General features: G+C 71.9%; 21 protein-coding genes. 9 read left to right on the plus strand and 12 right to left on the minus strand.

Features of this window, described 5'->3' with window-relative positions; all coding sequences use genetic code 11:
• Window positions 1-30 precede the first annotated feature (30 nt).
• Complete coding sequence (locus tag SS2_RS08865) at window positions 31-1,737, minus strand: SulP family inorganic anion transporter (RefSeq protein WP_066463157.1); 1,707 nt, start codon at window positions 1,735-1,737, stop codon at window positions 31-33.
• Window positions 1,734-2,261, minus strand: coding sequence for an ArsR/SmtB family transcription factor (locus tag SS2_RS08870; RefSeq protein ID WP_083942028.1), 528 nt, complete (start codon window positions 2,259-2,261; stop codon window positions 1,734-1,736). Before SS2_RS08870 ends, SS2_RS08865 begins: the two co-directional genes overlap by 4 nt.
• Window positions 2,262-2,613: 352 nt before the next feature.
• On the opposite strand from SS2_RS08870, the gene SS2_RS08875 reads away from it, so the two are divergent.
• Window positions 2,614-4,284 (plus strand): HNH endonuclease signature motif containing protein, encoded by a 1,671-nt coding sequence (locus SS2_RS08875; protein WP_066463158.1) that lies wholly within the window; start codon window positions 2,614-2,616, stop codon window positions 4,282-4,284.
• A 139-nt stretch (window positions 4,285-4,423) separates the two neighbouring features.
• Window positions 4,424-5,110, plus strand: coding sequence for a DNA alkylation repair protein (locus tag SS2_RS08880; RefSeq protein ID WP_066463159.1), 687 nt, complete (start codon window positions 4,424-4,426; stop codon window positions 5,108-5,110).
• Between the two features lie 62 nt (window positions 5,111-5,172).
• On the opposite strand, the gene SS2_RS08885 is transcribed toward SS2_RS08880, so the two are convergent.
• The 6 genes from SS2_RS08885 to imuA' form a co-directional block, all read right to left on the minus strand.
• On the minus strand, window positions 5,173-5,388 hold the full coding sequence (locus SS2_RS08885) for a hypothetical protein (protein WP_066463161.1): 216 nt from the start codon (window positions 5,386-5,388) through the stop codon (window positions 5,173-5,175).
• A 72-nt stretch (window positions 5,389-5,460) separates the two neighbouring features.
• The gene (locus tag SS2_RS08890; RefSeq protein WP_066463164.1) at window positions 5,461-6,282 is read right to left on the minus strand and encodes a serine hydrolase domain-containing protein; all 822 of its coding nucleotides are present in this window, start codon (window positions 6,280-6,282) and stop codon (window positions 5,461-5,463) included.
• A gap of 115 nt (window positions 6,283-6,397) precedes the next feature.
• Window positions 6,398-7,606, minus strand: coding sequence for a dihydrodipicolinate synthase family protein (locus SS2_RS08895; protein WP_083942030.1), 1,209 nt, complete (start codon window positions 7,604-7,606; stop codon window positions 6,398-6,400).
• Between the two features lie 51 nt (window positions 7,607-7,657).
• Window positions 7,658-11,056, minus strand: a complete 3,399-nt coding sequence (locus SS2_RS08900; protein WP_066463175.1) for an error-prone DNA polymerase — start codon at window positions 11,054-11,056, stop codon at window positions 7,658-7,660.
• Window positions 11,049-12,698 carry a DNA polymerase Y family protein gene (locus tag SS2_RS08905; RefSeq protein ID WP_083942032.1) on the minus strand — a complete coding sequence of 550 codons (1,650 nt, stop codon included), beginning with the start codon at window positions 12,696-12,698 and terminating at the stop codon, window positions 11,049-11,051. Before SS2_RS08905 ends, SS2_RS08900 begins: the two co-directional genes overlap by 8 nt.
• Window positions 12,699-12,702: 4 nt before the next feature.
• On the minus strand, window positions 12,703-13,590 hold the full coding sequence (imuA', locus tag SS2_RS08910; RefSeq protein ID WP_157607268.1) for a DnaE2-dependent mutagenesis accessory factor ImuA': 888 nt from the start codon (window positions 13,588-13,590) through the stop codon (window positions 12,703-12,705).
• Between the two features lie 245 nt (window positions 13,591-13,835).
• Between imuA' and SS2_RS08915 the strand changes: the two genes are divergently transcribed.
• From SS2_RS08915 to SS2_RS08925, 3 genes are all read left to right on the plus strand, one after another.
• Entirely contained in the window at window positions 13,836-14,366 is a 531-nt protein-coding gene (locus SS2_RS08915; RefSeq protein WP_066463181.1) for a YbhB/YbcL family Raf kinase inhibitor-like protein, read from the plus strand.
• A 9-nt stretch (window positions 14,367-14,375) separates the two neighbouring features.
• Window positions 14,376-14,993 (plus strand): YbaK/EbsC family protein, encoded by a 618-nt coding sequence (locus SS2_RS08920; RefSeq protein ID WP_083942034.1) that lies wholly within the window; start codon window positions 14,376-14,378, stop codon window positions 14,991-14,993.
• 115 nt (window positions 14,994-15,108) lie between these two features.
• The gene (locus SS2_RS08925) at window positions 15,109-15,573 is read left to right on the plus strand and encodes a hypothetical protein (protein ID WP_066463182.1); all 465 of its coding nucleotides are present in this window, start codon (window positions 15,109-15,111) and stop codon (window positions 15,571-15,573) included.
• A gap of 105 nt (window positions 15,574-15,678) precedes the next feature.
• Here SS2_RS08925 and SS2_RS08930 read toward each other — a convergent pair whose 3' ends face one another.
• The gene (locus SS2_RS08930; protein ID WP_066463183.1) at window positions 15,679-16,281 is read right to left on the minus strand and encodes a TetR/AcrR family transcriptional regulator C-terminal domain-containing protein; all 603 of its coding nucleotides are present in this window, start codon (window positions 16,279-16,281) and stop codon (window positions 15,679-15,681) included.
• Window positions 16,282-16,482: 201 nt separating this feature from the next.
• Here SS2_RS08930 and SS2_RS08935 point away from each other — a divergent pair, with 201 nt between their 5' ends.
• Complete coding sequence (locus SS2_RS08935; RefSeq protein WP_066463185.1) at window positions 16,483-17,079, plus strand: biotin transporter BioY; 597 nt, start codon at window positions 16,483-16,485, stop codon at window positions 17,077-17,079.
• A gap of 110 nt (window positions 17,080-17,189) precedes the next feature.
• Here the strand turns inward: SS2_RS08935 and SS2_RS08940 are convergent, their stop codons facing one another.
• Window positions 17,190-17,450 carry a hypothetical protein gene (locus SS2_RS08940; protein WP_157607269.1) on the minus strand — a complete coding sequence of 87 codons (261 nt, stop codon included), beginning with the start codon at window positions 17,448-17,450 and terminating at the stop codon, window positions 17,190-17,192.
• A 127-nt stretch (window positions 17,451-17,577) separates the two neighbouring features.
• Between SS2_RS08940 and SS2_RS08945 the strand changes: the two genes are divergently transcribed.
• Window positions 17,578-19,161 carry an ABC-F family ATP-binding cassette domain-containing protein gene (locus SS2_RS08945; RefSeq protein ID WP_066463187.1) on the plus strand — a complete coding sequence of 528 codons (1,584 nt, stop codon included), beginning with the start codon at window positions 17,578-17,580 and terminating at the stop codon, window positions 19,159-19,161.
• Window positions 19,162-19,182: 21 nt separating this feature from the next.
• On the opposite strand, the gene SS2_RS08950 is transcribed toward SS2_RS08945, so the two are convergent.
• Window positions 19,183-19,584 (minus strand): hypothetical protein, encoded by a 402-nt coding sequence (locus SS2_RS08950; protein ID WP_066463188.1) that lies wholly within the window; start codon window positions 19,582-19,584, stop codon window positions 19,183-19,185.
• A 186-nt stretch (window positions 19,585-19,770) separates the two neighbouring features.
• Between SS2_RS08950 and SS2_RS08955 the strand changes: the two genes are divergently transcribed.
• Both SS2_RS08955 and SS2_RS08960 read left to right on the plus strand, forming a co-directional pair.
• Window positions 19,771-21,495 carry an ABC1 kinase family protein gene (locus tag SS2_RS08955; protein WP_066463190.1) on the plus strand — a complete coding sequence of 575 codons (1,725 nt, stop codon included), beginning with the start codon at window positions 19,771-19,773 and terminating at the stop codon, window positions 21,493-21,495.
• Between the two features lie 64 nt (window positions 21,496-21,559).
• Complete coding sequence (locus SS2_RS08960) at window positions 21,560-22,126, plus strand: GNAT family N-acetyltransferase (protein WP_066463191.1); 567 nt, start codon at window positions 21,560-21,562, stop codon at window positions 22,124-22,126.
• Window positions 22,127-22,200: 74 nt separating this feature from the next.
• Here the strand turns inward: SS2_RS08960 and SS2_RS08965 are convergent, their stop codons facing one another.
• Complete coding sequence (locus SS2_RS08965) at window positions 22,201-23,199, minus strand: universal stress protein (RefSeq protein WP_169796283.1); 999 nt, start codon at window positions 23,197-23,199, stop codon at window positions 22,201-22,203.
• Between the last annotated feature and the right edge of the window lie 92 nt (window positions 23,200-23,291).

The following is a 23,291-nucleotide window of genomic DNA, read 5'->3' on the forward strand; positions in this document are numbered from 1 at the left end:
CTGCGAGACATATCGATGATCGAGATGAGCCTAGCGGGAGTCCTCGGTCAGGCACAGGGTGAGCTGCGGCGTCGGGCAGGTGGTGGATGCGGCGTGGGTGTCGGCGGATGGGACATGGGCGGCATGGGCGCGGGCGTGCGCGACGGCCTCGTCGAGGTCGGCGAACAGATGGTTGCGGTGGGTCAGCGAGGCGACGACGCCGACGGCGTCCGCCAGGTGCTGGTGATGCGGCTGGATCCCTTTGACCAGGACGGTCACCCCGCGCCGTTCGAGCGTCTGGATCATCTCGGTCACGACGCGGGCCCCGGTGGCGTCCAGGGTCTGCAGCTGGGACATCCGCAGGATGACGACCGCCACGTCGTCGATCTCGGTGACGGCGTCGTGCATGCGGTCGGCCGCGCCGAAGAAGAGGGCGCCGTCGAGCCGGAAGAGCGCGATGCGGACGTCCTCGGCGCACGGGGTGCCTGGGAGCGGCTCCCGGTGGACCATTCCTGACCGCGCGAGCGTGCGCAGCGCGAAGAAAGCCGCGACGGTGATACCGATCCCGACGGCGACGATGAGGTCGAAGGAGATCGTGATGGCCGCGGTGACGACGAAGACGACCGCGTCGGAGCGGCTGGACCCCAGGACGCTGCGGACCGTCGACCGAGAGACCATCCGGCACGCGGTGACCATGAGGACGCCGGAGAGCGCAGCCAACGGGATGTGCGAGACGACGCCGGCGGCCAGGTAGACCACCGCGAGGAGGCCTACGACGTGCACGATCGCAGCGAGCCGGGTCCGCCCGCCAGAGCGGACGTTGACCGCGGTCCTGGCGATGGCGCCGGTGGCCGGCATGCCGCCGAACAATCCCGAGGCGATCGAGGCGAGGCCTTGCCCGACGAGCTCACGATCGGCGTCGTAGCGTCCGGTGTCGGCCATCGAGGCGGCGACCCGGGCGGAGAGCAACGACTCGACCGCAGCCAGCACGGCGACGGCGCACGCCGGGCCGAGGAGGGCGCTGAGGTCGGCGGCGGTCATCTGAGGCAGGGCGGGGGCTGGCAGCGAGCTGGGCAGCGCGCCGATCCGAGCCAACGAGACCCCGGAGGCTCCCGCGAGGACCGTGACGACGACGATCCCGACGATCGACCCCGGCAGCTGCGGGTGCCAGCGCGGCGCGAGCACCATGACGACGGCGACCACAGCGACGGCCACGAGGGGCCAGAGCGCCGTGGAACCGCCGGCGTGCGTCAGCGCCTGAGCGGCGGCGACGACGGCGATGGTGCTCTCGCCTGCCGGGGTGCCGACTGCGGCGGGGACCTGCTGGGCGAAGATGATGACCGCGATCCCGAGGGTGAACCCCTCGATCACCGGCCAGGGGATGTAGGAGACGACCCGCCCCAGGCGCAGCAGACCACCGACCACGACGATCGCTCCGGCCATGAGGCTGACGACGGCGATGGCCCCGGTCCCGTGGGCGGCGACGATCGGCCCGAGCACGACGACCATGGCCCCGGTCGGACCGGACACCTGGACGTTGGAGCCGCCGAAGACTGCGGCGACCAGACCCGCGACGATCGCAGTGACCAGGCCGCTCGCAGCTCCGGCGCCGGAGCTCACACCGAAGGCCAGCGCGAGCGGGAGCGCGATGATCGCGACCGTGATCCCGGCGACGAGGTCCCCGCGCCAGGTGCGGGGCACTGACCGGTAGTCCTCGCGGGTCGGCAGGAGCGAGGCGAGGTGGCGGACGGCGGTCATCGTGGCGACTGCGTGGGGGTGGTGGGGTGGGTGGGGTTACGGGCGTGCGCTGGGGACGGTGGGGCTGCGCTGTTCACCGTTGACGTGAGCTGGTCGTGGGTGCGCTCGAGGATCTTGACCAGCAGGGAGCGGGAGACCGCCAGCAGGTCCGCGACCTCCGGGAAGGCGAGGCGGTAGAAGACCTGGCTGGCTCGACGCTCGGCGACGACGAGGTTGTGCCGGCGCAGCACCGACAGGTGCTGGGAGACGTGCGAGGCCTCGAGCCCGGTGTCGGCGATGAGGTCGGCGACGGGCACGTCGTCCGGCGAGGCGGCGAGCACCTCGAGGATGCGCACCCGGACGGGGTGCGAGACACCCTTGAAGAGGTTGGCCTTGACCTCGTAGAGCGGGCGATGGGCGTCGGAGAAGTCCTCGATGCCGACGTCGCGGCGGAGGCGGTCACGGACGTCTCGTTGACCGGTGGGAGCGGGAGCGGGATCGGGCCGGTCCGGGTCCGACGGGGATGCCGTCGAGCGGCCGCGCATCAGGAGCGCCGCTCGGTAGCGGGGCGAGCGGGCATGATCTTCACTCTCGTCGACGGCTTGATCAATCCATCATATCGTCATGCCGATGGCTGTCATGGGCCCTTTGGGGCAGGTGGCGACGCTGTGGCGGCCTGGCGCGATACGACGGCTGCCAGGTGAGGCACTGCGAGCAGCCCGGCGAGGCGCGGTCGCAGCCCGGTGAGGCGCAACGCGCTGGCCGGGTCGGGTGCAGCGCGCTAGCCGGGTCGGGTGCAGCGCGCCGACCTGGTGCGATGAGTCGTATCTCGCATGGTTGCGTGGGGTATCGGTGATCTCGCGGTGGAATGTCAGTGGCTGGGCGTAGGTTCAGATCATGACGGAGACCCCGGTCGACACCGACACCGACGCACGCGGCAACGCCGCCGCGACCGCGGCGGTGCTGGAAGCCGTGGTCCGCGCCGACCACATGATCAACGCACTGACCGCGGTACGCGCCGGGCTCATCGAGGTGCTGCGCGCCGCAACGATCGACCCCCACATCCCAGACCTGCCCGGCGACCCCGACGTGGAGATGGACCTGCGATCGGTCACCGCGGAGCTCGCCTGCGCCCTGCACGTCCCGCACACCACAGCCGCGAACCTCATGGACACCGCCCACATCCTGGCCACCGAGCTACCCGCCACCGCCGCTGCCCTGGCCGACGGGACCATCACCTACCGCCACGCCACCACCATGGTCACCTTCATCTCCGGCCTGGACCCCCACCTGCGCACCCGCGCCGAAACCACCCTCATCCCCCGCGCCAAGATCCTCACCGTCTCCGCGTTCACCAGAGCCGCCACCCGCGAACGCGACCGCCTCAACCCTGTGCCCCGCGCCGACCGCCACGCGCATGCCGCCACCGGCCGCACCGTCCTGCTCGAACCCGGCATCGACGGCATGTCCTGGCTGCACGCCCACCTACCCTCCCCCGCCGCAACCGCCATCTTCCACCGCCTCTCCGACGCCGCCGCCACCCTCGCTCACCCCGACGACCCACGCACCCTGCCCCAGCTACGCGCCGACACCCTCGCCGCCCTCACCCTCGACGACGACGGCCGCGACGCCCTCAACCACGTCCTCGCAGGCGCCACCGGCCCCGAACCCGGCACCAGCACCGAACAAGGCCCCGGCGGATGCCACCAGCACCGCGACACACCACCCCGCACCCGCGACGGCGACGGCTATGGCGACTTCCCAGACAGCGACGACACCCACGGCACCGGGGCTCGTGCTCCTGCTCCTGCTCCTGCTCCTGCCGATGCTGGTGGCGAGGAGGGCTCAGCCGAGGACCGGGCCCGGCGCCGGCTCGACGACAACGCCCGGCGGATGCGTCAGACCCTGCGCGGCATCCGGCCCACCGTCGCCGTCACCGTCCCCGTCCTCACCCTCCTGGGCGGGGACGTCCCCGCCGAGCTCGACGGCTACGGACCCATCGACGCCGAGACCGCCCGCCAGCTCTGTGCCGACGCACCCTCCTTCCTACGCATCCTCACCCACCCCCACACCGGCGCCATCCTCGGCGTCGACCGCAACCGCTACACCGTCCCCGCCGACCTCAAAGCCTGGCTCCGCCTCCGCGACGCAACCTGCCGCTTCCCCGGCTGCGCCCGCCGCGCCACCCGCTGCGACCTCGACCACGTCACCGACTGGGCCCACGGCGGCACCACCGACCAGACCAACCTCATCCACCTGTGCCGCACCCACCACCGCCTCCGACACACCACCCGCTGGAAGGCCCAGCTCATCACCCATCCACCCGACACGGACGACCCGACAGCCAGCCCCCGACCAGACGGCCAAGGCAGCGAGGGCGACCAACGCGGCTCACAGACCCCTGCGGACTCACGCCCGACCCGCATGACCACCGGCCCACTGGGCGCGAGCGTGCGCTGGACCGCGCCCTCCGGCCGCACGTACACCACCATCGATGCCCTCACGTCAGGCGCGAGCGGAGACGACCGGGAGCCCTATCCGCGGTTCCCTGACACCCCGCCGTTCTAGTGACGCCTTCGTCGTCACCACGGGATGCCAAGGGGGGCCAGGGATGCCACGGGCCGCCCTCACGCAGCTTTCAGGTCCATCTCGGGGCCCAGACCCCGTTGATAGGCTCGAGCTGACGTGCGGCAGACAGGAGAACGCCATGGCGCAGACGACATCCGAGGGTCCGAGCCTGGACTCAGTGATGGCTGACTTGGCCGCGCTCGAGGACCCCCGGGCACGCCAGGTGAACATCAGGCACGGCGACGACCACGGCGTGAACCTCGGCAGGCTGCGAGCGCTCGCGAAGTCGCTCAAGACCCACCACGAGCTTGCGCGCGAGCTGTGGGAGACCGGCGACACCGCAGCACGGCTGCTTGCGCTCCTCATCTGCCGCCCGAAGTCCTTCTCGCGGGACGAGCTGGACTCCATGCTGCGCGAGGCGCGTGTCCCCAAGGTCCACGACTGGTTCGTCAACTACGTCGTGAAGAAGAGCCCCTACGCCGAAGATCTCCGCCTGGCATGGCTGGCCGACCCGGATCCCGTCGTTGCCAGCGCCGGCTGGGCACTCACCTCCGACCGGGTGACCAAGAACCCGGAGGGCCTAGACCTGCCTGCCCTTCTCGACGTCATCGAGGCGGAGATGAAGAGTTCCCCGGGCCGGTTGCAGTGGTCGATGAACACCTGTCTCGCGCAGATCGGCATCACGCACCCCGAGCATCGTGCTCGCGCCCTGGAGATCGGCGAGCGTCTCGAGGTGCTCAAGGACTACCCCACGCCCCCGAACTGCACCTCTCCCTACGCGCCCCTCTGGATCGCCGACATGGTGAGCCGACAGCCCACCTCGTAGCCCAGCCCGTCACGGCTACCGCGCTCACCTACAGCCGTGCGGTCACTCGGGTGTGCGGTCACTCAGAGCATCCCGACGGCCGCCGCAAGAGCGAAGCCGAGCACGCACCCGATGAGGACATGCACCACCCACCGACCGCGGTGCGGGACGACGACCCGCAGCACCATCGGATCGGGAGCAGCGCCGCTCGGCGACGGAGCGGCCGGAGGACGCTTCGGCGACCGCCAGTCTTCGGCATACTCCGACGTCGGCTTCATCCAGTCCCGGTCTGCTCCCATACGCCCACCATCGACCCTTTCGCCGACATACTTGAGATGCGCCGCGAGACGAGATGATTCGACCGGGTATCGCTACCTCGATTCGTTGAGCTCGCTCAGCACAGCGTCGGTGAAGACCGGCCAGGCCTGCGCAGCCCACGGTCCGAAGTCGCGGTCGGTCAGCGCGACGCACGCCACCTGAGCCTGAGGGTCGACCCAGACGAAGGTTCCCGCCTGGCCGAAGTGCCCGAAGGTCTGGGGTGAGCTCGACGACCCCGTCCAGTGCGGTGACTTGCTGTCACGGATCTCGAAACCCAGCCCCCAGTCGTTGGGGTCCTGACGCCCGAAGCCGGGCAGCACTCCCTTGCGCCCCTCGAAGGCCACGGTGGTCGCCTCGGTGAGCGTTGCCCGGTGCAGCAGCCGCGGGTTCTGCAGCTCCGCCGCAAAGATCGCCAGGTCACGCACGGTCGAGCTCGCTCCAGCGGCCGGGGAGCCGGAGTAGTCCGTGGCCGCCATGCCGAGCGGCCGGAGCACCGCCTCGCGGACGTAGTCGGCGAAGTCGATCCCGGACCGTTCGGCGATCACCTCGGCCAGGACCTCGAAGCCCGCGTTGGAGTAGATCCGCCGGTCGCCGGGGGCCGCGCGGACGGTCCGCTCAGCGAAGTCGTAGCCGGCGGTGTGTGCCAGCAGGTGGCGGACCGTCGAGCCCTCGGGACCCGCCGGGTCGTCGAGCTCGACGGCGCCCTCTTCGACGGCGACCAGCGCCGCGTACGCGGTGAGCAGCTTGGTGACGGAGGCCAGACGGTAGAGGCGATCCTGGTCGCCGTAGGCAGCCAGGGTCTCTCCCGCTGCCGAGATCACCGCCGCGGAGGCATTGGGGACGGGCCAGGACTCGATGAGTTCGACGCTACGCATGTACCGACCCTAGGACATCAGGGCGCGGTCCCGGCAGTCGCTGCCGGGCAGCGGCAACTGCTGCAACAGTGGTGGTCGCAGCAGTTGCCGCTCGTCAGGTGCCGTCAGCTGCCGGTCAGCCGGAGTGGCGTCCGGAGCCCACCAGCGTGCTGGCCTCGTCCCCAGCACCGTCAGGGGCGCTGGAGTCGTCATCGGTCACCGGCGTCGCCGTGGTGCGTTCCCGCTTGAGCGGGGCCGTCGACCGTGATGCCGACCGTGATGCCGACCGCGGCGTCGGCCCGGCCGACTCGGCAGCCGCTGGCGAGGCGGCAGATCCACTGGACGCGGGCGCGGACGAGGCAGCAGGCACAGCGGACACCGGCGCAGCGGACACAGGCGCCGCCTGGGACGAGGCCGGCGTCGTCGCCTCCGCCCGTGGTGCGGGGACGTCGATCCCCGCGAGCGCCATCTTCACCAGCGCACGGGCATCGCGAGGCAGCGGGAGCAGAGGCTTGGGCAGCACACCGGCATCCAGACCGAGCAGCTCGGCGATGGTGTGAGTGGTCCGGATGCCGCCGTACTGGCGCACCATGACGGACAACGGCGTCAGCTGGCGCTGCAGCGCGCGTGCCTCAGGGGCGCGGTCGGCTGCGGCGGCCGCGGCGATCGCGACGCAGATCTCGGGCAGCACGCTGGCGAGGGCCGAGTGCCAGGTGGACGCCCCGGAGAGCAGGATCTGCGCACCCAGACCGTCTCCGCTGAAGCCCCAGTCGAGCCGCTTCGCGGTGCGCTGGGGCAGCTCGGCGGTGATCTTCTGGATGCGGTCCTTGATGTCAGCGGCGTTGGCGCCACGGTCCTTGAAGCCGGCGACCCCGGACAACCTGCCGAGCTTGGTGAGCTCGTCGACGGAGAAGCGGTGACCGGTCGTGGCGGGGTTGTTGTAGACCCAGATCGGGATGGTGGCCGCGGAGGAAGCGTCCTTGTAGAGACCGAAGATCTCCTCGGGCTGCAGCGGCTGGTACGCCATGGGCTGCAGCAGCGCTCCGGAGGCACCCACGCTCGCCGCCTCAGCCAGGTTGGCCAGCACCTCAGCGGTGCTCAGCGCACCGACGCCGACGATGACCGGCACGCGACCGTCAGCCACCTCGACCGCGCTGCGAGCGATGCGCTTGCGGGCGGACCGTGGCATGTACGCGAAGCCGCCGGTGCTGCCCAGCACTCCGATCGCGCTCACCCCAGCCACGATCGCTGAGTCGACCAGCTGTTCGAACGACCGGGTCAACAGACGCCCGTCCTCCCCACGAGGGGTGAACGGGTAGGCAGCAAGGGGACCTATCGACGGCATCGGTTCAGCCTAGCCACTGCCAGGACGTTTGACCTGGATGAAACACGACGATCAGCGGAAATCTCGTGAAGATGTCGCTATCTGCAGAGACAAGGTCGACATGTGCTCGGCGACGAGGTTCGTGGCGTCGTCGGCGCGTTCGATGCGTCCACGCACCACGAGCGCTGCAGATGTGCGGGCAACCCGGCGAAAACGCTGCCACAACCCAGGCGAGCACACCACGTTGAGCTGACCGGTCTCGTCCTCGAGAGAGAGGAACGTCACACCCCGCGCGGTGCCCGGCCGCTGGCGGTGAGTGACCACCCCGGCTACCGAGACCCGACGCTCGGCCTCGTGCGCACAGCACTCCTGGACGGTCAGCACACCGGCCGCGCGCAGCCCCGGACGGACGTGCTCGGTCGGATAGGACTCCACGGTGATCCCGGTCGACCAGACGTCGGCCACCTCCACCTCGAGGTCGCTCATCCCCGGCAGCATCGGCGCGCTGACCCCGACCGAGACCCCGGGCAGGGTGTCGGGCCGTTCCTGGGCGAGCGCCCCGGCTGCCCACAGCGCCTCGCGCCGGGTCACCCCGAGCGAGCTCGTCGCCCCGGCCGTCGCCAACGACTCCAGATGGGTCGTGGTCAGCGACCCGCGCCGGGCCAGGTCCCGCAGGTCGGCGAAGGGCCCGCCCGCCGTCCGCTCCGCCACGAGAGCCTGCGCGACGTCGTCCCCGACGCTGCGCACCGAGGCCAGCCCCAGGCGCACCCCGAGCCCGCTGCCGCCCGCGTCCGGGACCAGCTCCACGAGAGCCTGGGCTCCCGAGGCGTTGACGTCCGGGCGCAGCACGGTGACCCCGTGGCGCCGGGCGTCGGCGACCAGGGACTGCGGGGAGTAGAAGCCCATCGGCTGCGCGGCGAGCAGCCCGGCGTAGAAGGCCGCGGGGTGGTGGACCTTGAGCCAGGCGCTCGCGTAGACGAGGTAGGCGAAGGAGTAGGCGTGGGACTCGGGGAAGCCGAAGTCGGCGAAGCCCTTGAGCTTGTCGAAGATCTCCTCCCCCGTGGCCCGGTCGATCCCCTTCGCCGCCATGCCGTCGAGCAGGCGCTGGTGCATCGCCTCCATCCGTTCGACCGAGCGTTTGGACCCCATGGCCCGGCGCAGCTGGTCGGCCTCGGCCGGGGTGAAGTCGGCGACGTCGATCGCCATCTGCATGAGCTGCTCCTGGAAGAGCGGCACGCCCAGCGTCTTGGCCAGGGACTTCTCCAGCGACGGGTGCAGGTAGGTGATGTCCTGACGCCCCCGCTTCCGCTCGATGTACGGGTGCACGGAGTTGCCCTGGATCGGTCCCGGGCGGATGAGGGCGACCTCGATGACGATGTCGTAGAACTCCCGGGGCTGCAGCCGGGGCAGGGTCGAGATCTGCGCCCGGGACTCGACCTGGAACACCCCGATGGTGTCCGCCGCGCAGAGCAGGTCATAGACCGCCGGGTCCTCCTGGGGCAGGCCGTGCAGGGTGAGCTCGATCCCCTCGTGCTCACGGACCTGATCGAAGGCGATCCGCAGCGCGGTGAGCATCCCCAGACCCAGCAGGTCGAACTTCACCAGCCCGGCGTCGGCGCAGTCCTCCTTGTCCCACTGCAGGACAGTGCGCCCAGGCATCCGCGCCCACTCCACCGGGCACACCTCCACCACGGGGCGGTCGCACAGGACCATGCCGCCGGAGTGGATGCCCAGGTGACGGGGCAGCTGCAGCAGCCGCTCGGCCAGGTCCACCACCGGCCCGGGGATGTCCTCGAGGTCGTCCTGCGGGGGGACGGCGGGACCTGTGTGCCACATGCCCTCCCGCGCCGTCGCCCGGTCCTGGCGCGCGGTGCGCGCCGAGGTCCCCGGATCGGCGCGGTCGTCGTCGGACGTGGTGGCCAGCGGGTCGACGTGCCGTTCGGGCGACGGGGTCGCGCCCTGCGAGCGCGTCGTCCCGGCGTCCGTCCCGGCGTCGGGCGCCGTGTCCGTCCCGGCGTCTGGCGCCGGCTTGGGGCGCAGTGACCCCCACCGCTCGATATGCTTGCTCCAGGCGTCCTGCTGCCCGACGTCGTAGCCCAGCGCGCGCGCCGCGTCGCGGATCGCCGAGCGCGGCCGGTAGGAGATGACGTTGGCGACCTGGGCCGCGTGACGGCGCCCGAAGGTCTCGTAGACGTGCTGGATGACCTCTTCGCGGCGCCCGGACTCGATGTCGACGTCGATGTCGGGCGGGCCGTCCCGCTCGGGGGCGAGGAAGCGCTCGAAGAGCAGACCGTGCTTGACGGCGTCGACCGCGGTGATCCCCAGCGCGTAGCAGACAGCCGAGTTCGCCGCGGAGCCGCGCCCCTGGGCGAGGATGCCGTTGACCCGGCAGAACTCCACGAGGTCGTAGACGATGAGGAAGTATCCGGGGAAGTCGAGGTCCTCGATGATCCGCAGCTCCCGGTCGATCTGGGCATAGGCCCCCGGCTCCCGCTCGCGGTCGCGCGGGCCGTACCGCCGGTAGGCGCCCTCGCGGACGAGCTCACGCAGCCACGTCGCCTCGGTGTGCCCGGCCGGGACCCGGTAGGGCGGCAGGTTCGGGGCCACGAGCGCCAGGTCGAAGGCGCACTCCGCCCCGAGCCGGGCGGCGGTGGCGACCGCCTCCTGGTGGCGGAAGTGGCGGCGGACCATCTCCTGCCCTGACCGCAGGTGGGCCGCTGGGGCGGCGGGCAGCCACCCGGCGATCTCGTCGAGGGAGGACCGGGCACGGATCGCCGCGAGCGCAGCGGCCAGGTCCCCGTCCTGTGGGCGGGCGTAGTGGGCCGCGGTGGTCGCCACGAGCGGCAGACCTGCGGCGCGGGCGAGAGCGGCGAGATGGTCGTTGCGCTCGGAGTCATAGGGGTCGCCGGTGTCGGTGATCTCCACCGCGACGTTGTCGGGGCCGAAGGTGGCCACCAGCCGGTCGAGCTCGGTGCGCGCCGAGGCCGGGTCCCAGCTCCCTCGCCGCCGGTCCAGGGCTCGACGGACCGCGCCCTTGCGGCAGCCGGTCAGCACCAGCCACTGCCCCTCGGACTGCTCACCGAGCTGGTCGAGGGTGTAGCTCGCAGCGCCCTTGTGGCCGGTCTCCAGGTGCGCGTCGGCGATCGCGGCGGAGAGGTTGCGGTACCCCTGCGGTCCCCGGGCCAGCACCACCAGGTGGGAGGACTGCGGGTCCGGGGTCCCGGTCGGCGGGTCGAGCACCCCGTCGGCGGTGGGCAGGTGCAGCTCGGCGCCGAAGACGGTGTCCAGCCCGGCGTCGCGCGCCGCCTCGGCGAAGCGCACGACGCCGTAGAGCCCGTCGTGATCGGTGATCGCCAGGGCCGACAGCCCGAGCCGGACGGCCTCGGCGACCATCTCCTCAGGCTGGCTCGCACCGTCGAGGAAGCTGAAGGCCGAGTGCGCGTGCAGCTCGGCGTAGGGCACCTCAGTCATAGAGCGCCTCCCAGGTCCACCGGCCGGCGGTGCAGGCAAGCAGCACCGCGCTCTCGTCGTCGAGCACGGCCTGCAGGTAGACCCGCCGCTCAGGCTCGGTGGTCCACCAGCGCTCGGCGACGGGCCACGGGCCGGCCCAGCCGGTGATCGTCCGCGGCCCGCCGGGGGTGACGACGGCCGCCGGGGCGGCGCTCATCGCCAGCCGCCGGTTCACCGTGACCGCACGCCCGTGGGCGTCGACCACCTCGACGTCGGTCGGCGGCACCACGAGGGTGGCCGGAGCCGGGGCGGGAAGCTGACCGGGCCACGGCTGGTCGGCCGGTCGCACGGGGGCGTCGTCCTCCCCCCAGGCGACCAGGTGGACCTGGTCACGCAGGCCTCGTCCGCCCTGGACGCTCGCGCTGAGGACGGCGCCCCCACCCAGCAGGCCCTGCACCCGTTCGGTGACCCGGCGGGCGCGCAGCTCGTCGCCGCTGGCCGCCCCCCACAACCGTCCCTGCTGCGCACCGGCGGGGCTCACCCCCTCGGCGGTGATGCCCAGGCGGACCAGCGCGGAAGGTTCCAGGTCGCGGTCCCCGGCCTCGGACCGCGCGCCCGAGAGCCATCCTTCGAGCTGCCAGCGCACCCGGTCGGTGATGCGCGCGGCGGAGAGCCCGCCGAGGGCGCCGTCGTCGGTGCGCCAGGTCCGGACCAGGTCCACGCCTGACTCGGTCCGTGCGGTGATCCGCAGCCGGGCGCAGGTCACCGACTGGGCGAGGATGAGCGCGTGCAGCTCCTCGGCGAGACCGCGGGCGGCGAAGGCAGCGATGTCGACCCGTTCGGCGGGCGGGTCCAGGACGGACTCGACGGCGATGTCCGGCTCGATCCGGCGCCGGGCAGGCGGGCGCAGGTCGCTGCCCCGGGCCAGACGGTGGGCCCAGCGCCCCCGGTCGCCGAAGCGCGTGTGGACGTCTGCCTCGGCGAGGGCGGTCAGGTCCCCCAAGGTCCTCAGCCCGAGCCGGGCCCACAGGGTGATGAGCTCACGCATCTCGGTCACTGCTCGCGGGGTCATGGCCGCGTGCAGCAACGCGTCCAGGGGCTGACCGGTGAGATAGGCCCGCGTCGCGCTGGAGGGCAGCAGCAGCGACGTCCGTGCGGCCAGCAGCGCGGCGAGGATGCCGTCGGCCACCCCGACCTGGCTCTCGTAGCCGGTGCGTTCGGCGATCGTCTCCACGATCCGCCCGGCCAGCAGCTCTTCGGAGCCGTGGTACCGGCTGGCGCCGATCGCGGGCAGCACCATGAGCCCGGGACGGGCGACCTCCAGACCAGCCACGAGCGTCTCGGCCGCCACCGCGACCGGCTCGAACTCGCGAGTGTCACGTCCCTCGTCGGCGGGCAGCAGCTCGAGGTCGGGGCAGCACTCCTGGGCGGCGCGCAGCCGCATGCCGCGCCGGACGCCGGCGGCACGCGCCTGGGCGGAGCCGACGAGCACCCGTCGGCCGTCGTGGACCGCGGCCGGCAGGTCTGCGGGGATCTCCCCCGTGTGCATCGCTGCCAGCACCGGCCAGTCAGGGATCCACACGACGGCGGTGCGGTGCGCCATCGAGCTGGGGCGGTCGAGCAGGGGGACGGGGGCGCTGGTCGGAGTGGCCTGGTCGCTCATGACCTCACCCGACCTGTGCCAGCGGGGGGAGCGTCATCGAGGATGCCTCGACGGCCGGCGTCGTCGCGGTGGCTGGAGTCGTCGCGGTGGGCGGCGTCGTCGCGGTGGCCGGCGTCGTCGCGGTGGCGCTCGTCTCCTGAGGCAGCCACAGCTCGCGGCGGAGCGGGGCCCCGGCACCGGACCGGCCGGTCCGGGTGACCGTGAGGACCCGGCTGCGCAGCCGTCCGTGCCCGGACTCCAGGCCAGACCACCGGCTGCGTTCAGCGGTGAGAGTCATGCCCGCCCCCTGCCAGGGACGCATCGCCAGGAGGACGCTGGCACGGTCGCGAGCGCGGGCGGCCAGACGGCGCCGGTCTGCGTCGACCAGGACCACCTCGGGGCCCACGACCACGATGTCCATCCCGTCCAGCAACGCGGCCACCGTGGTGGCGGACTCGATGCCGGGACCGGGGACCAGGACGAGCCGGGCCAGGTCCACCCCGGCCTGCGCGGCGGCGAGCAGGTTGATGCTGGGCGCACCCACAAGAGCAGCCCACGACCCCGCCTGGGACGACTCCGCGACGAGCGACAGGAGCAACGACGTCGACCCCGTGACCACCGTGACGCTGCCCCGGCGCAGCCCGTCAGGAAGGATCTCGCGCAGCGAGGGTGGCACCGGCAAGGGGGACCGCTCGTCGCTGACGAGCTGTTCGCTGGCACCCGCGGCAGCCGAGGTGGACCGGCTTGACGAGCGGGACGGGTCGGACGGTTCCGGCGGTTCAGCCACCGGCGAGACGATGCGCAGGGTGCGCGCGCCGGTGCGTTCCTCGGCGCGGCGCAGAGCCTCCTTGGCCAGCGCGACCCGGTCGAGGATCCCCAGGACCGGTTCGTCGACGTCGTGGGTCATACCCATGCTCACCCCTCCGTGTCGGTTCCGTCTGGCTGCTCGTGCTGTCCCGCTGGCGCGTCGTCGGTGCTGGCACGCACCGGATGCCCGGGGCACCACGGGGCGCCGCCGAGACAGCCGTCGCCCACCGGCGCCCTATAGAACATCCGTTCGAAACAACGATACGCCACCGGCAGCCACCTCACTCCCGACGACCCGCGCGGCGCCCGGCACAGGTGCGCTCGCCCCTGCACGCAGGCGATGATGGGCCCATGGATCTCACCCGGCCCGTGCCGCCCGCCCCCTACTCCCTCCTCCCCCAGGTCCCGTCCTTCACGCTGACCAGCGACGACATGGTCGACGACGGCCCCCTCGACCTGGCCTTCACCGCAGGCGGCGCCAACACCTCCCCGCACCTGACCTGGTCCGACTTCCCCGCGCAGACCCAGTCCTTCCTGGTCAACATGTTCGACCCGGACGCCCCCACCCCGGCCGGCTGGTGGCACTGGACGATCGTCGACCTCCCCCTCGAGGTGACCGAGCTCGCCCAGGGCGACGGTGTGAGCGATCTCATGATGCCCGGCGCCGCGTACCACGTCCGCAACGACGGCGGGGAGTTCGACTACTCCGGCGCGGCCCCTCCCCGTGGCGACCGCCCTCACCGCTACGTCTTCGCCGTGCACGCCCTCGACGTCGACACCCTCGACGCCGATCCTGACGACAGCCCCACCCTCATCGCCTTCAAGGCCGCCTTCCACACCATCGCGCGGGCAACCCTGACTGCGACCTTCCAGCTGAGCTAACCTGCCGTCATGGCCGACCACCGCACCGCTGACATCGCATCCGCCCTGCCCGAGCCCGTCCTCGGGCGGGGCGAGACGCCCGCCATCGGCACCCTGACCTGGCTGCCCGCCCTGGACCACCCGGAGCTGCTCGCCGAGGCAACCCATGCGGCGCTCGTAGCTTGGGCGCGCAGCGTCCCGGCTGTGGCTACCGACGTCGTCGTCGCCGAGGTCGACCCCGCCCTGTCTGACACCTCGGCGATGAGCGAGGCGTACCAGATCCCCATGAGCCAGTCGGTGAACTGCGTGCTCGTGACCGGCAAGCGCGAGGGCGTCGAGCGCACGGCGGCGGCAGCAGTGCGCGCCTCCACCCGCGCCGACGTCAACGGCACCGTCAAGGCGTTGCTCGACGTGCGCAAGGCGTCCTTCGCACCCGTGGACCGGGCCGTGGCCGAGTCCGGCATGGAGTACGGGGGCATCACCCCGATCGGCCTGCCCGCGAGCTGGCCCGTCCTGCTCGACGCCGGCGCGCGCGAGGGGTGGATCGTCATCGGCTCCGGTGTGCGGCGCTCGAAGATCGCCCTGCCCGGCCACCTCCTGGCGACCCTGCCGGGGCTGCGCGTGGTCGAGGGTCTCGCCCGCGACTGATCAGCCTCCGAGGCCGTTCTGCCTCTGCGCACCTGTGCCCCGGCGCAGGTTGCTGGTCTGTCACGATCCGCGTGTCCTCCTTGTGCCGGCCATGACCGGCGGACACAATCCACACATGCCCACCAAGCCCGCCGACCGGACGAGCAGCGTCGCTCGTCCCCCCTCGGACTTCGAGTCACACTTGCACACCCTCGCCCTGGAGGCCACGCCCCTGCACCTCGTCCCCACCGCCGGTGACGCTTCATCCCAGCCGGCCGGACCGCCCGGTCCGTGGGACCCGCAGCAGTGCTCCACCGTCCTCACCCGCTGGCTCGACGCGGACCTCGTGGTCCTGCTCGAGTCGACCACGACGGTCGAGGGCACCCAGACGGTCACAGAGAGCCGCCAGCTCGCCTACGACCAGGCGCGTGCCGTGCTCGTCGACCCCCGGTCCTGGCCTCAGGCGGAACGATCAGGGGTCGCGGTGCACCTCGTCTACAACGGCGAACGCGCCCTCGAGGTGGATGACGGCGTGTGGTGGTCAGCCGCACGCGCCGGAGGCCGCCAGCCGCAGGACGGCGCGCCGTCCCAGGCTCGGTAGCCGACAGCCGGTAGCGGGGTCGCCCGACAGGCGGTAATCGGGTCGCCCGACAGGCGGTAACCGGGTCGCCGACCGCCGGTCCGGCAGCAGCACGGCCGCGCCCGGTCACACGAGGCGGGTACGCAGCCCGTCGACGAAGACGCTCAGCCCGAAGCCGAAGCGTGCCGTCTCCCCGGAGAGGTCCCCGGAGGTGCCCCCCTCGGGTCCGGCTGAGGACGCGGCGTCCGCGGTGACCCCCGCCACCCCCAGGGCGAGCGACTGCGCGTGGGACTGCTCGTCCGCGGTGTGCCCGAAGACGTAGTGCAGCACGGTGAGCGCGGCCAGCTCCGCCTCGTCGGGGGTGAACCCGGCGTCGGTGAGGACCGCCACCATCAGCGGGACGGTGTTGCCGCGCCCGGCGCGCAGCGCGTACGCGGCGGCGACCACCTCGGCGCCGTCGCGGTGGGCCAGCAGCGCCGCCCGGAGCCGGTGAGCGAGCTCGATGATCCGCGTGTCCCAGTCCCCGGCCGGGACGGGGCCGTCCACGGCGCGCAGGATCTCGTCGGCGATCGCTCCCAGCAGGGCCTGCTTGCTCGCGAAGTGCCAGTACAGCGCCCCGGGCTGGATCCCCAGCGACGTCGCCAGACGGCGCATCGTGAGGTCACCGAGGCCGTACTCGTCCAGGATCGCCAGGGCGGCGTGCAGCACGTCGCTGCGGCTGAGCGCCATGGCCATGGTCCTTTCGAGGTGTCGGGCAGGTGTCGGGCAAGAAGTTGACGGTATCCCATCTCGAGGATAACTTGAACGCCGTTCAAGTCTCTTGAACGGTGTTCAATCCCAGGTGGTCCTCCACGTGCGCGCTCCGGCCGTCCGTCGAGCGCCCTCCGTTCCGCGCCCACAGCGCCCTCCACCCACGCCACAGGAGCTCCCATGTCGTCCGCAACGCTCTCCCCCACCGTCAGGCCGGTCCTGGCCGACCTCGTGCCGTCCGTCACCGCCCGACGCGCGGTGACCGACGCCCTGCTGATCGGCACCGGGACCCTGTTCGTCGCCGCCTTCGCCCAGCTCTCGATCACGCTGCCCTTCACCCCGGTGCCGATCACCCTCTCGTCCTTCGCCGTCCTGCTCACCGGCGCGGCCCTCGGCTCGCGGCGCGGTGCGCTGTCCATGGCGCTGTACATCCTGGCCGGCGTCCTGGGCGCGCCGTTCTACGCCGACGGCGCGAGCGGGTGGGCCTTCGCCTCCTTCGGCTACGTGCTGGCCTACCTGCCGGCCGCGGCCGTCGCCGGCCACCTCGCCCGCCGCGGCAGCGACCGCACCCCGTGGGGAACCGTCGCGCTCGTGGCGGCGGCGTCGCTGACCATCTACGTGCCCGGCGTCGCCTGGCTCATGGCCTACCTCGGGGTCGACCTGCGCACCGCGCTCGCCCTGGGCGTCACGCCCTTCCTCATCGGCGACGCCGTCAAGGCCGTGGCCCTGGGCGCCGTGCTGCCCACCGCCTGGAAGGTCGTGGGCCGCAAGGACTGAGCCGCTGGTGACCGGCACGGCGTCCTGCACGGTGCCCAGCACAGTGACCGGGAGATGACCAGAAGCTGATCAAGGGCTGACCAGCGGGCGCGTGCCCGCTGGTCGCCGCCTCACCCGGCGTTGCGCAGCAGCCAGTCCGTGTCCGGGTCGCCTGGGGTCAGCCCCGGCACCGGAGCGGCCGGGTGCGTGGCGATCGTGTCCTCGACCCGCACCTGCTCGGGGAGGTCGCGGAACTGTGCGCGGGCATCCTCCGGATCGCTCGCTGCGACGCTGGGCTCGCCGCTGGGCTCGGTACTGGGCTCGACGCTCGACTCGGTGCTCGCTTCAGCGCCCTCGGCGGTGGGCTCGGTGCTCGGCTTCTGCATGTCCATCGTGACCATCGTCTCCTTCAGCCGGAAGAGCGGGTCTGTGCACCGTACCTCCGGCGCGGGGTTTGTAGACTCGGCTCCGCCGGGCGTGTCTCCTCGTGACGGCTCCTCCCAGAGACAAGAGCACCGCATGAGCCTCATCCGGCTGAACGACGTCAGTGTCCGCTTCGACGACGCCCGGGTCCTGCGTGAGGCGTTCTTCCGCCTCGACGCCGGCGACCGGGTGGGCCTCATCGGGCGCAACGGCTCGGGCAAGTCCACCCTGCTCAAGCTGGCTCTGGGGCAGGTCGAGCCGGACACCGGGACCGTCGCCCTCGAGCTGGGCATCACCATCGGCTACTTCTCCCAGTTCTCCGAGCTCGACGGCACCGCGACCATCACCGAGGTCCTCACCGAGCTGTTCGCCGACATCCAGGCCATCGAGGCCGAGCTCGCCACGATCGAGGCGTCCCTCGCCGACGAAGCCTGCGACGCGAGCGACCTCGACCGCCTCATCACCCGCCAGGGCGTCCTCTTCGAGGAGATGGAACGCCTCGACGGCTGGGACTACCCGCGCCGCATCGACACCACCTTGTCCACCCTCGGCTTCGACGCCGCGCACCGCACCTGCCCGATCGATGCGCTCTCCGGCGGCTGGCGCAACCGCGCGGCCCTGGCCAAGATCCTGCTCGAGGGCCCGGACGTGCTGCTGCTGGACGAGCCGACCAACTTCCTCGACGTCGCCGGCGTCGAGTGGCTCGAGGCATGGTTCCGGGACTTCCGCGGCGCGGCGATCATCGTCTCCCACGACCGGGCCTTCCTGGACACCGTCGTCACCCGCATCGTCGAGGTGGAGAACCACCACCTGCACGAGTACCCCGGGAACTTCGCCGAGTACGTCGTCGCCAAGCAGTTCCGGCTCAAGACCCTCGAGCAGCAGTTCGTCCACGAGTCCGAGCTGCTGGCCTTCGAGGCCGAGGGCATCTCCGACCGCCGTGAGGCCGCCAAGGCCGCCAGCCGCAAGCTCGACAGCGCCCTGGCCAAGGTCAAGAAGTCCCGCGCGCCGCGTCCGGTGGACCAGATCATCACCGAGATCTACGGCGGCCTGCACGTCAAGGACGTGCTGTGCCGGGTCGAGGGGCTGGCCAAGTCCTACGGCGACAAGCAGCTCTTCACGGACCTGAGCTTCGAGATCCGCCGCGGCCACCGCATCGTGGTGACCGGCTCCAACGGCAGCGGCAAGAGCACGCTGCTGCGCGTGCTCACCGGCGAGGAGCTGCCCGACGCCGGTGCGGCGGCCTGGACCAAGGGCACCTCGGTCGTCTCCTACAACCAGATGCTCGACGAGCTCGACCCGGCCGACACGGTCAGCCACGCGGTCAACGCCCTGCCGGACTCTCTGGCGCTGACCGCGACCCGCAAGTCCGTGAACCGCTTCCTCGCGATGTTCCAGTTCTCCGACGCCGACCTCAAGCAGAAGATCGGGAACCTCTCGGGAGGCCAGCGCGCTCGGGTGGCGATGGCCCAGTGCCTGCTCTCAGGGGCGTCCGTGCTGGTGCTGGACGAGCCGACCAACCACCTCGACCTCTCCAGCACCCAGGTCATGGAGCGCGCGCTGGCGCACTTCCCCGGAGCGGTCGTGGTCGTCAGCCACGACAGGTTCTTCAGCGACAAGGTCGGCAACCACCGCCTCGTCTTCAGCCCGGGCGCCGAGCTGGCGGTGCTCCCCGCCTGAGCGAGGAGCACCGGGCTCAGGCTAGGACTCCGGCGCGGCGTCGGGCGTAGCGGCCGTCTCAGCGGGCTCAGCGGACTCAGCGGACTCAGCCTGCTCAGCGGCAGCCGCCGCGGCCGGCGCCTTGCCCAGCGCCGCGCGCGAGGCGTCGCTGTTCCAGTCCGGGACGATCTCGTCGATGCGTGCTGACTGCTCGGCGGTGAGCTCACCGGCGTCGAAGGCGTCGATGTGCAGGGCGATCCAGGGGCCGCGGTCTGCCTCGTCCTCGGGGACGGGGGCCACGCGCGCACGGGCGCCGAGGTCGTTCCAGCCCGGGATCTCCTCGTCCAGGTGCGCGACCAGGTCGGCGTCGATGGTCCCGGCGTCGAACGCCTCGATCTGCTCCTTGAGCCAGACGACCAGCTCTTCTTCACTTCTCTCGGTCACGGTGTGCCTTGTTCTCTCGTGCGGATGGGGATGCGGATGGGATGGCCACCATCATCCCCTGCTCAGGCGCGCAGGACGACCTCCGCACCGGTTGCGGCTCGAAGGCCGACCCCTAGGCTCGGAGGACGATCGCTGCCCACCGGGACGGACCCCCATGACCCGTCGTCACCTCACCGAGACCGCCGCATGACGGAGACCGCCGTCGTCCTGCTCACCCACCGCGCCCGCCTGGCGCAGATCTTGCGGGTGCTGGCGCACTACGGCATCGCTGAGGTGCTCGACGACGACACCCTCGAGGCGATGGTCTCCGGCCGGCGCGGACCCCTCACCGTCGTCTCCGAGTGGCTCACCGCGAAGGTGGACCCGGAGGTCGCGCGGATGACGCCGGGCGAACGGATCTGCGCCGCGCTGAGCGAGCTGGGCACCACGTGGGTCAAGCTCGGGCAGATGCTCAGCGTGCGCCCTGACATCGTGGGACCGGCGATGGCCTCAGCGCTGGCCACGCTGCAGACCGGGGTGCCCGCGGACGACCCGGACATCAGCCTGGCCCGGGTGGAAGAGGCGCTGGGAAAACCGATCGGTGACCTCTTCGCCTCGTACACCACGACAGCCTTCGCCTCCGGGTCGGTCGCCGAGGTGCACGAGGCAGTGCTGCCCGACGGCCGGGCGGTCATGGTCAAGGTGGTCCACGCCGGCGCCGTCGAGCGGTCCGCTGAGGACCTCGCGATCCTGCACGCACTCGCCTCCCAGGGCGAGCAGGACGACCCGGCGCTGGCCCAGTACCGCCCGACGCAGCTCGTCGCCGAGTTCGACACGATGCTCACCCGCGCCCTCGACCTGCGCAACGAGGCGCAGAACCTGCGCTTCTTCGGTCGCATGCTCGGTTCTGAACCCGACCTCGTGCTCCCGGTCGCGATCGACGAGCGCAGCGGCCCCCAGGTGCTGACCATGACCCGGGTCGACGGCGTGCACATGACCGGCCGCGCCAGCGTGGAGGAGGCCGGGTGGGAGGTCGAGGCCTTCGTGCGCCGGGCCACCGAGATCTACCTTGAGATGATCTTCCGCTTCGGGGTCTTCCACGCCGACCCTCACCCGGGCAACTTCGTGCTCCCTGGCGGCGGGAAGCTGGGGATCTTGGACTTCGGCGACGTGGGACGCCTGTCCCCCACGCGCCGCAGCCAGCTGGAGGACCTGGTCCTGTCGATCGCCGCGCACGACCTCGACTCCCTCGTGGACGCAGTCATCGACATGACCAACCCGGCGCCAGGGAGCAACCTCAAGGCGCTGCGCTCAGCCGTGGGTGCCTGGGCCGACCAGTACCTGCTCGCCGCGGTCGGGTCCCTCGACCTGGCCGAGATCGTCACCTCCGCCATGTCTGTCATGCACGACCACCACATGACCCTGCCCTCCGACCTGGCCCTGTTCTTCCGAGTGCTCACCGAGCTGCAGGGCATCGGCGCCGAGCTCGGGGTGACCTCGAACATCGAGGAGCTCCTCACTCCCTACCTCAACCAGACCATCCAGGAGCGCTTCTCCCCCCGGCGGATGGCCCGACGCGCGCGGCGCTCGGCGCACCGCTGGAGCACCTTCCTCGATGGTCTGCCCGACGACCTCACCGCGCTGCTCGACGGCGTCCGCGAGGGCAAGGTGGCCATCGACCTCAACATCCACGACGTCGACCACGTCGGCGACCGCCTGGTCGACGCCGCCATCGCCGCGGCCTCGATCCTCGCCTCGGCCCAGCTCGTGTCGCGGTCGACCGGCCCCACGGTCGCCGGGGTGTCTGTCCCCGGGCTGGTCGCTGCCGGGGTCGGCGCGGTGACCTGGCGCCGGCTGGCCGCTCAGCGCAAGGCGCACCGGTCCCTCTCCGCGACCATCCGCGACGCCGTGTCGGTGGCCCGGGCGCGGTGACCTGCGCGGCCGGACCGTCGAAAACACGTTGACGAACCGAGCCGACCAGCCAAGACTCACAACCATGCCCCTCCCCCTGCAGACCGACCGGCTCTCGCTGCGCGGCTTCGCCGCCGCGGACGGTCCTGCCCTCTTCGGATATCTCTCCCAGCCGCAAGCGGTCGAGTTCGAGCCCTACGACGTGTGCACCCTCGAGGAGGCCATGACGCTCGCGGCGGACCGCGCGCAGGACCCTGCCTTCGTCGCGGTCCACCTGCGCGACGACGACCGGCTGGTGGGGAACCTCTATCTCGCCCCGCACGCGCACCCCGACTGGGCGACCTGGGAGATGGGCTACGTCTTCGACCCGCGAGAGTGGGGCCGCGGATATGCGACCGAGGCCTGCCAGGCCCTGATCGACCTGCTGTTCACCGAGCGCTCGGCGCACCGGGTGGTCGCTCGCTGCAACCCGGAGAACCCGCGGTCCTGGGCTCTCCTCGAGCGGCTCGGACTGCGTCGGGAGGCGCACCTGCTCGCAGCAGCCAGCTTCGCGATGGACGCTGACGGGCAGCGCGTCTGGCACGACACCTACCAGTACGCCCAGCTGGACCACGAGTGGCGGGCAGACCGCGCGTCTCGCGGCCTGGGATAGCCGGCGCCGGCGGGACGCTGGGTCTCGACGCGGACGTGCTCGCTCCGACGACGAGATGCTCGACCCCGACGCGATCAGTCCTCCGCGTCGAGCAGGCGTGACGCACGCGGGGAGTGCACGACGACGACCGGGTGGCGGGCGTGGTGCAAGATCGCCTGGCTCACCGAGCCGAGCAGCGCGCCCCGGACCTCCCCCCTGCCGCGGGAGCCCACGACCGTCATCGATGCGTCCTTGCCGGCCTCCACGAGCACCTTGGCCGCCCGGCCCTGCACCACCCGCTCCTCGACGTCGACGCCGCTGTCCTGGGGCAGGCGCAGCCGGGCGACGGTCTCGGTGAGGCGTTCCTCGGCTGCGGCGCGGGCGGCGTTCTCGATGTCGGTGTAGAAGATCGAGTTCTCCTTCCACCGGTCGATGAGCGGGACCTCGTAGACCGCGAGCGCGAGGACGCCCGCGTTGCGGCGGCGGGCCTCGTCGACGGCGAACCGGACGGCGACGTCGCTGTGCGCCGAGCCGTCCACCCCCACCACCACCCGGCCCTGACCGTGGTGCGTCCCGGCCATGACCTCGGTCCATGAGGGGTCGTGGTCCCCCTGAGAACTCTGAGAACTCTGCGATCTCGTGCGCTCGTCGTGACGCTCTGCGTCGTGCTGGCGGGGCACCACGACGACGGGGGCGGAGCACCGCGCCGCCACCCGCGCGCTCGTCGACCCGAAGAAGATCGCGCCGAAGGCCCCCAACCCTCGGGCACCGAGCACCACGAGGTCAGCGCTGGCCCCCGCGCTGATGAGCGCCTCCGCAGGCTGGCCGTAGTCGATAGAGGTGGTCAGGCTCACCCCGGGCTCGCGGGCGAAGGCTGCACCGCGGGCTGCGGCGAGCACGGCGTCGGCGTACCCGCGCAGCGTGCTCATGGGCTCGGCGTAGGTGACCGGGTCCGTGAAAGGCGGGCTGGCCACGGGCAGGTGCATGACGTAGCGGATGTCGAGGGTGACGCCGCGCAACGCCGCCTCGCTCGTCCCCCAGGCGAGCGCCCGAGCGCTCTCGGCTGATCCATCAACTCCGACGACCACCACCATCGCGATCACCTCACCGGTCCCAGCCGAACCTCGTAGGCTCAGCGCCCGTCGTCCGCGGCGGACCCCGCGGTACGTCGTCGTCTGTCCTCTCC

Source organism: Sanguibacter suarezii NBRC 16159, assembly GCF_001552735.1.
GTDB classification, from domain to species: Bacteria; Actinomycetota; Actinomycetes; order Actinomycetales; family Cellulomonadaceae; genus Sanguibacter; species Sanguibacter suarezii.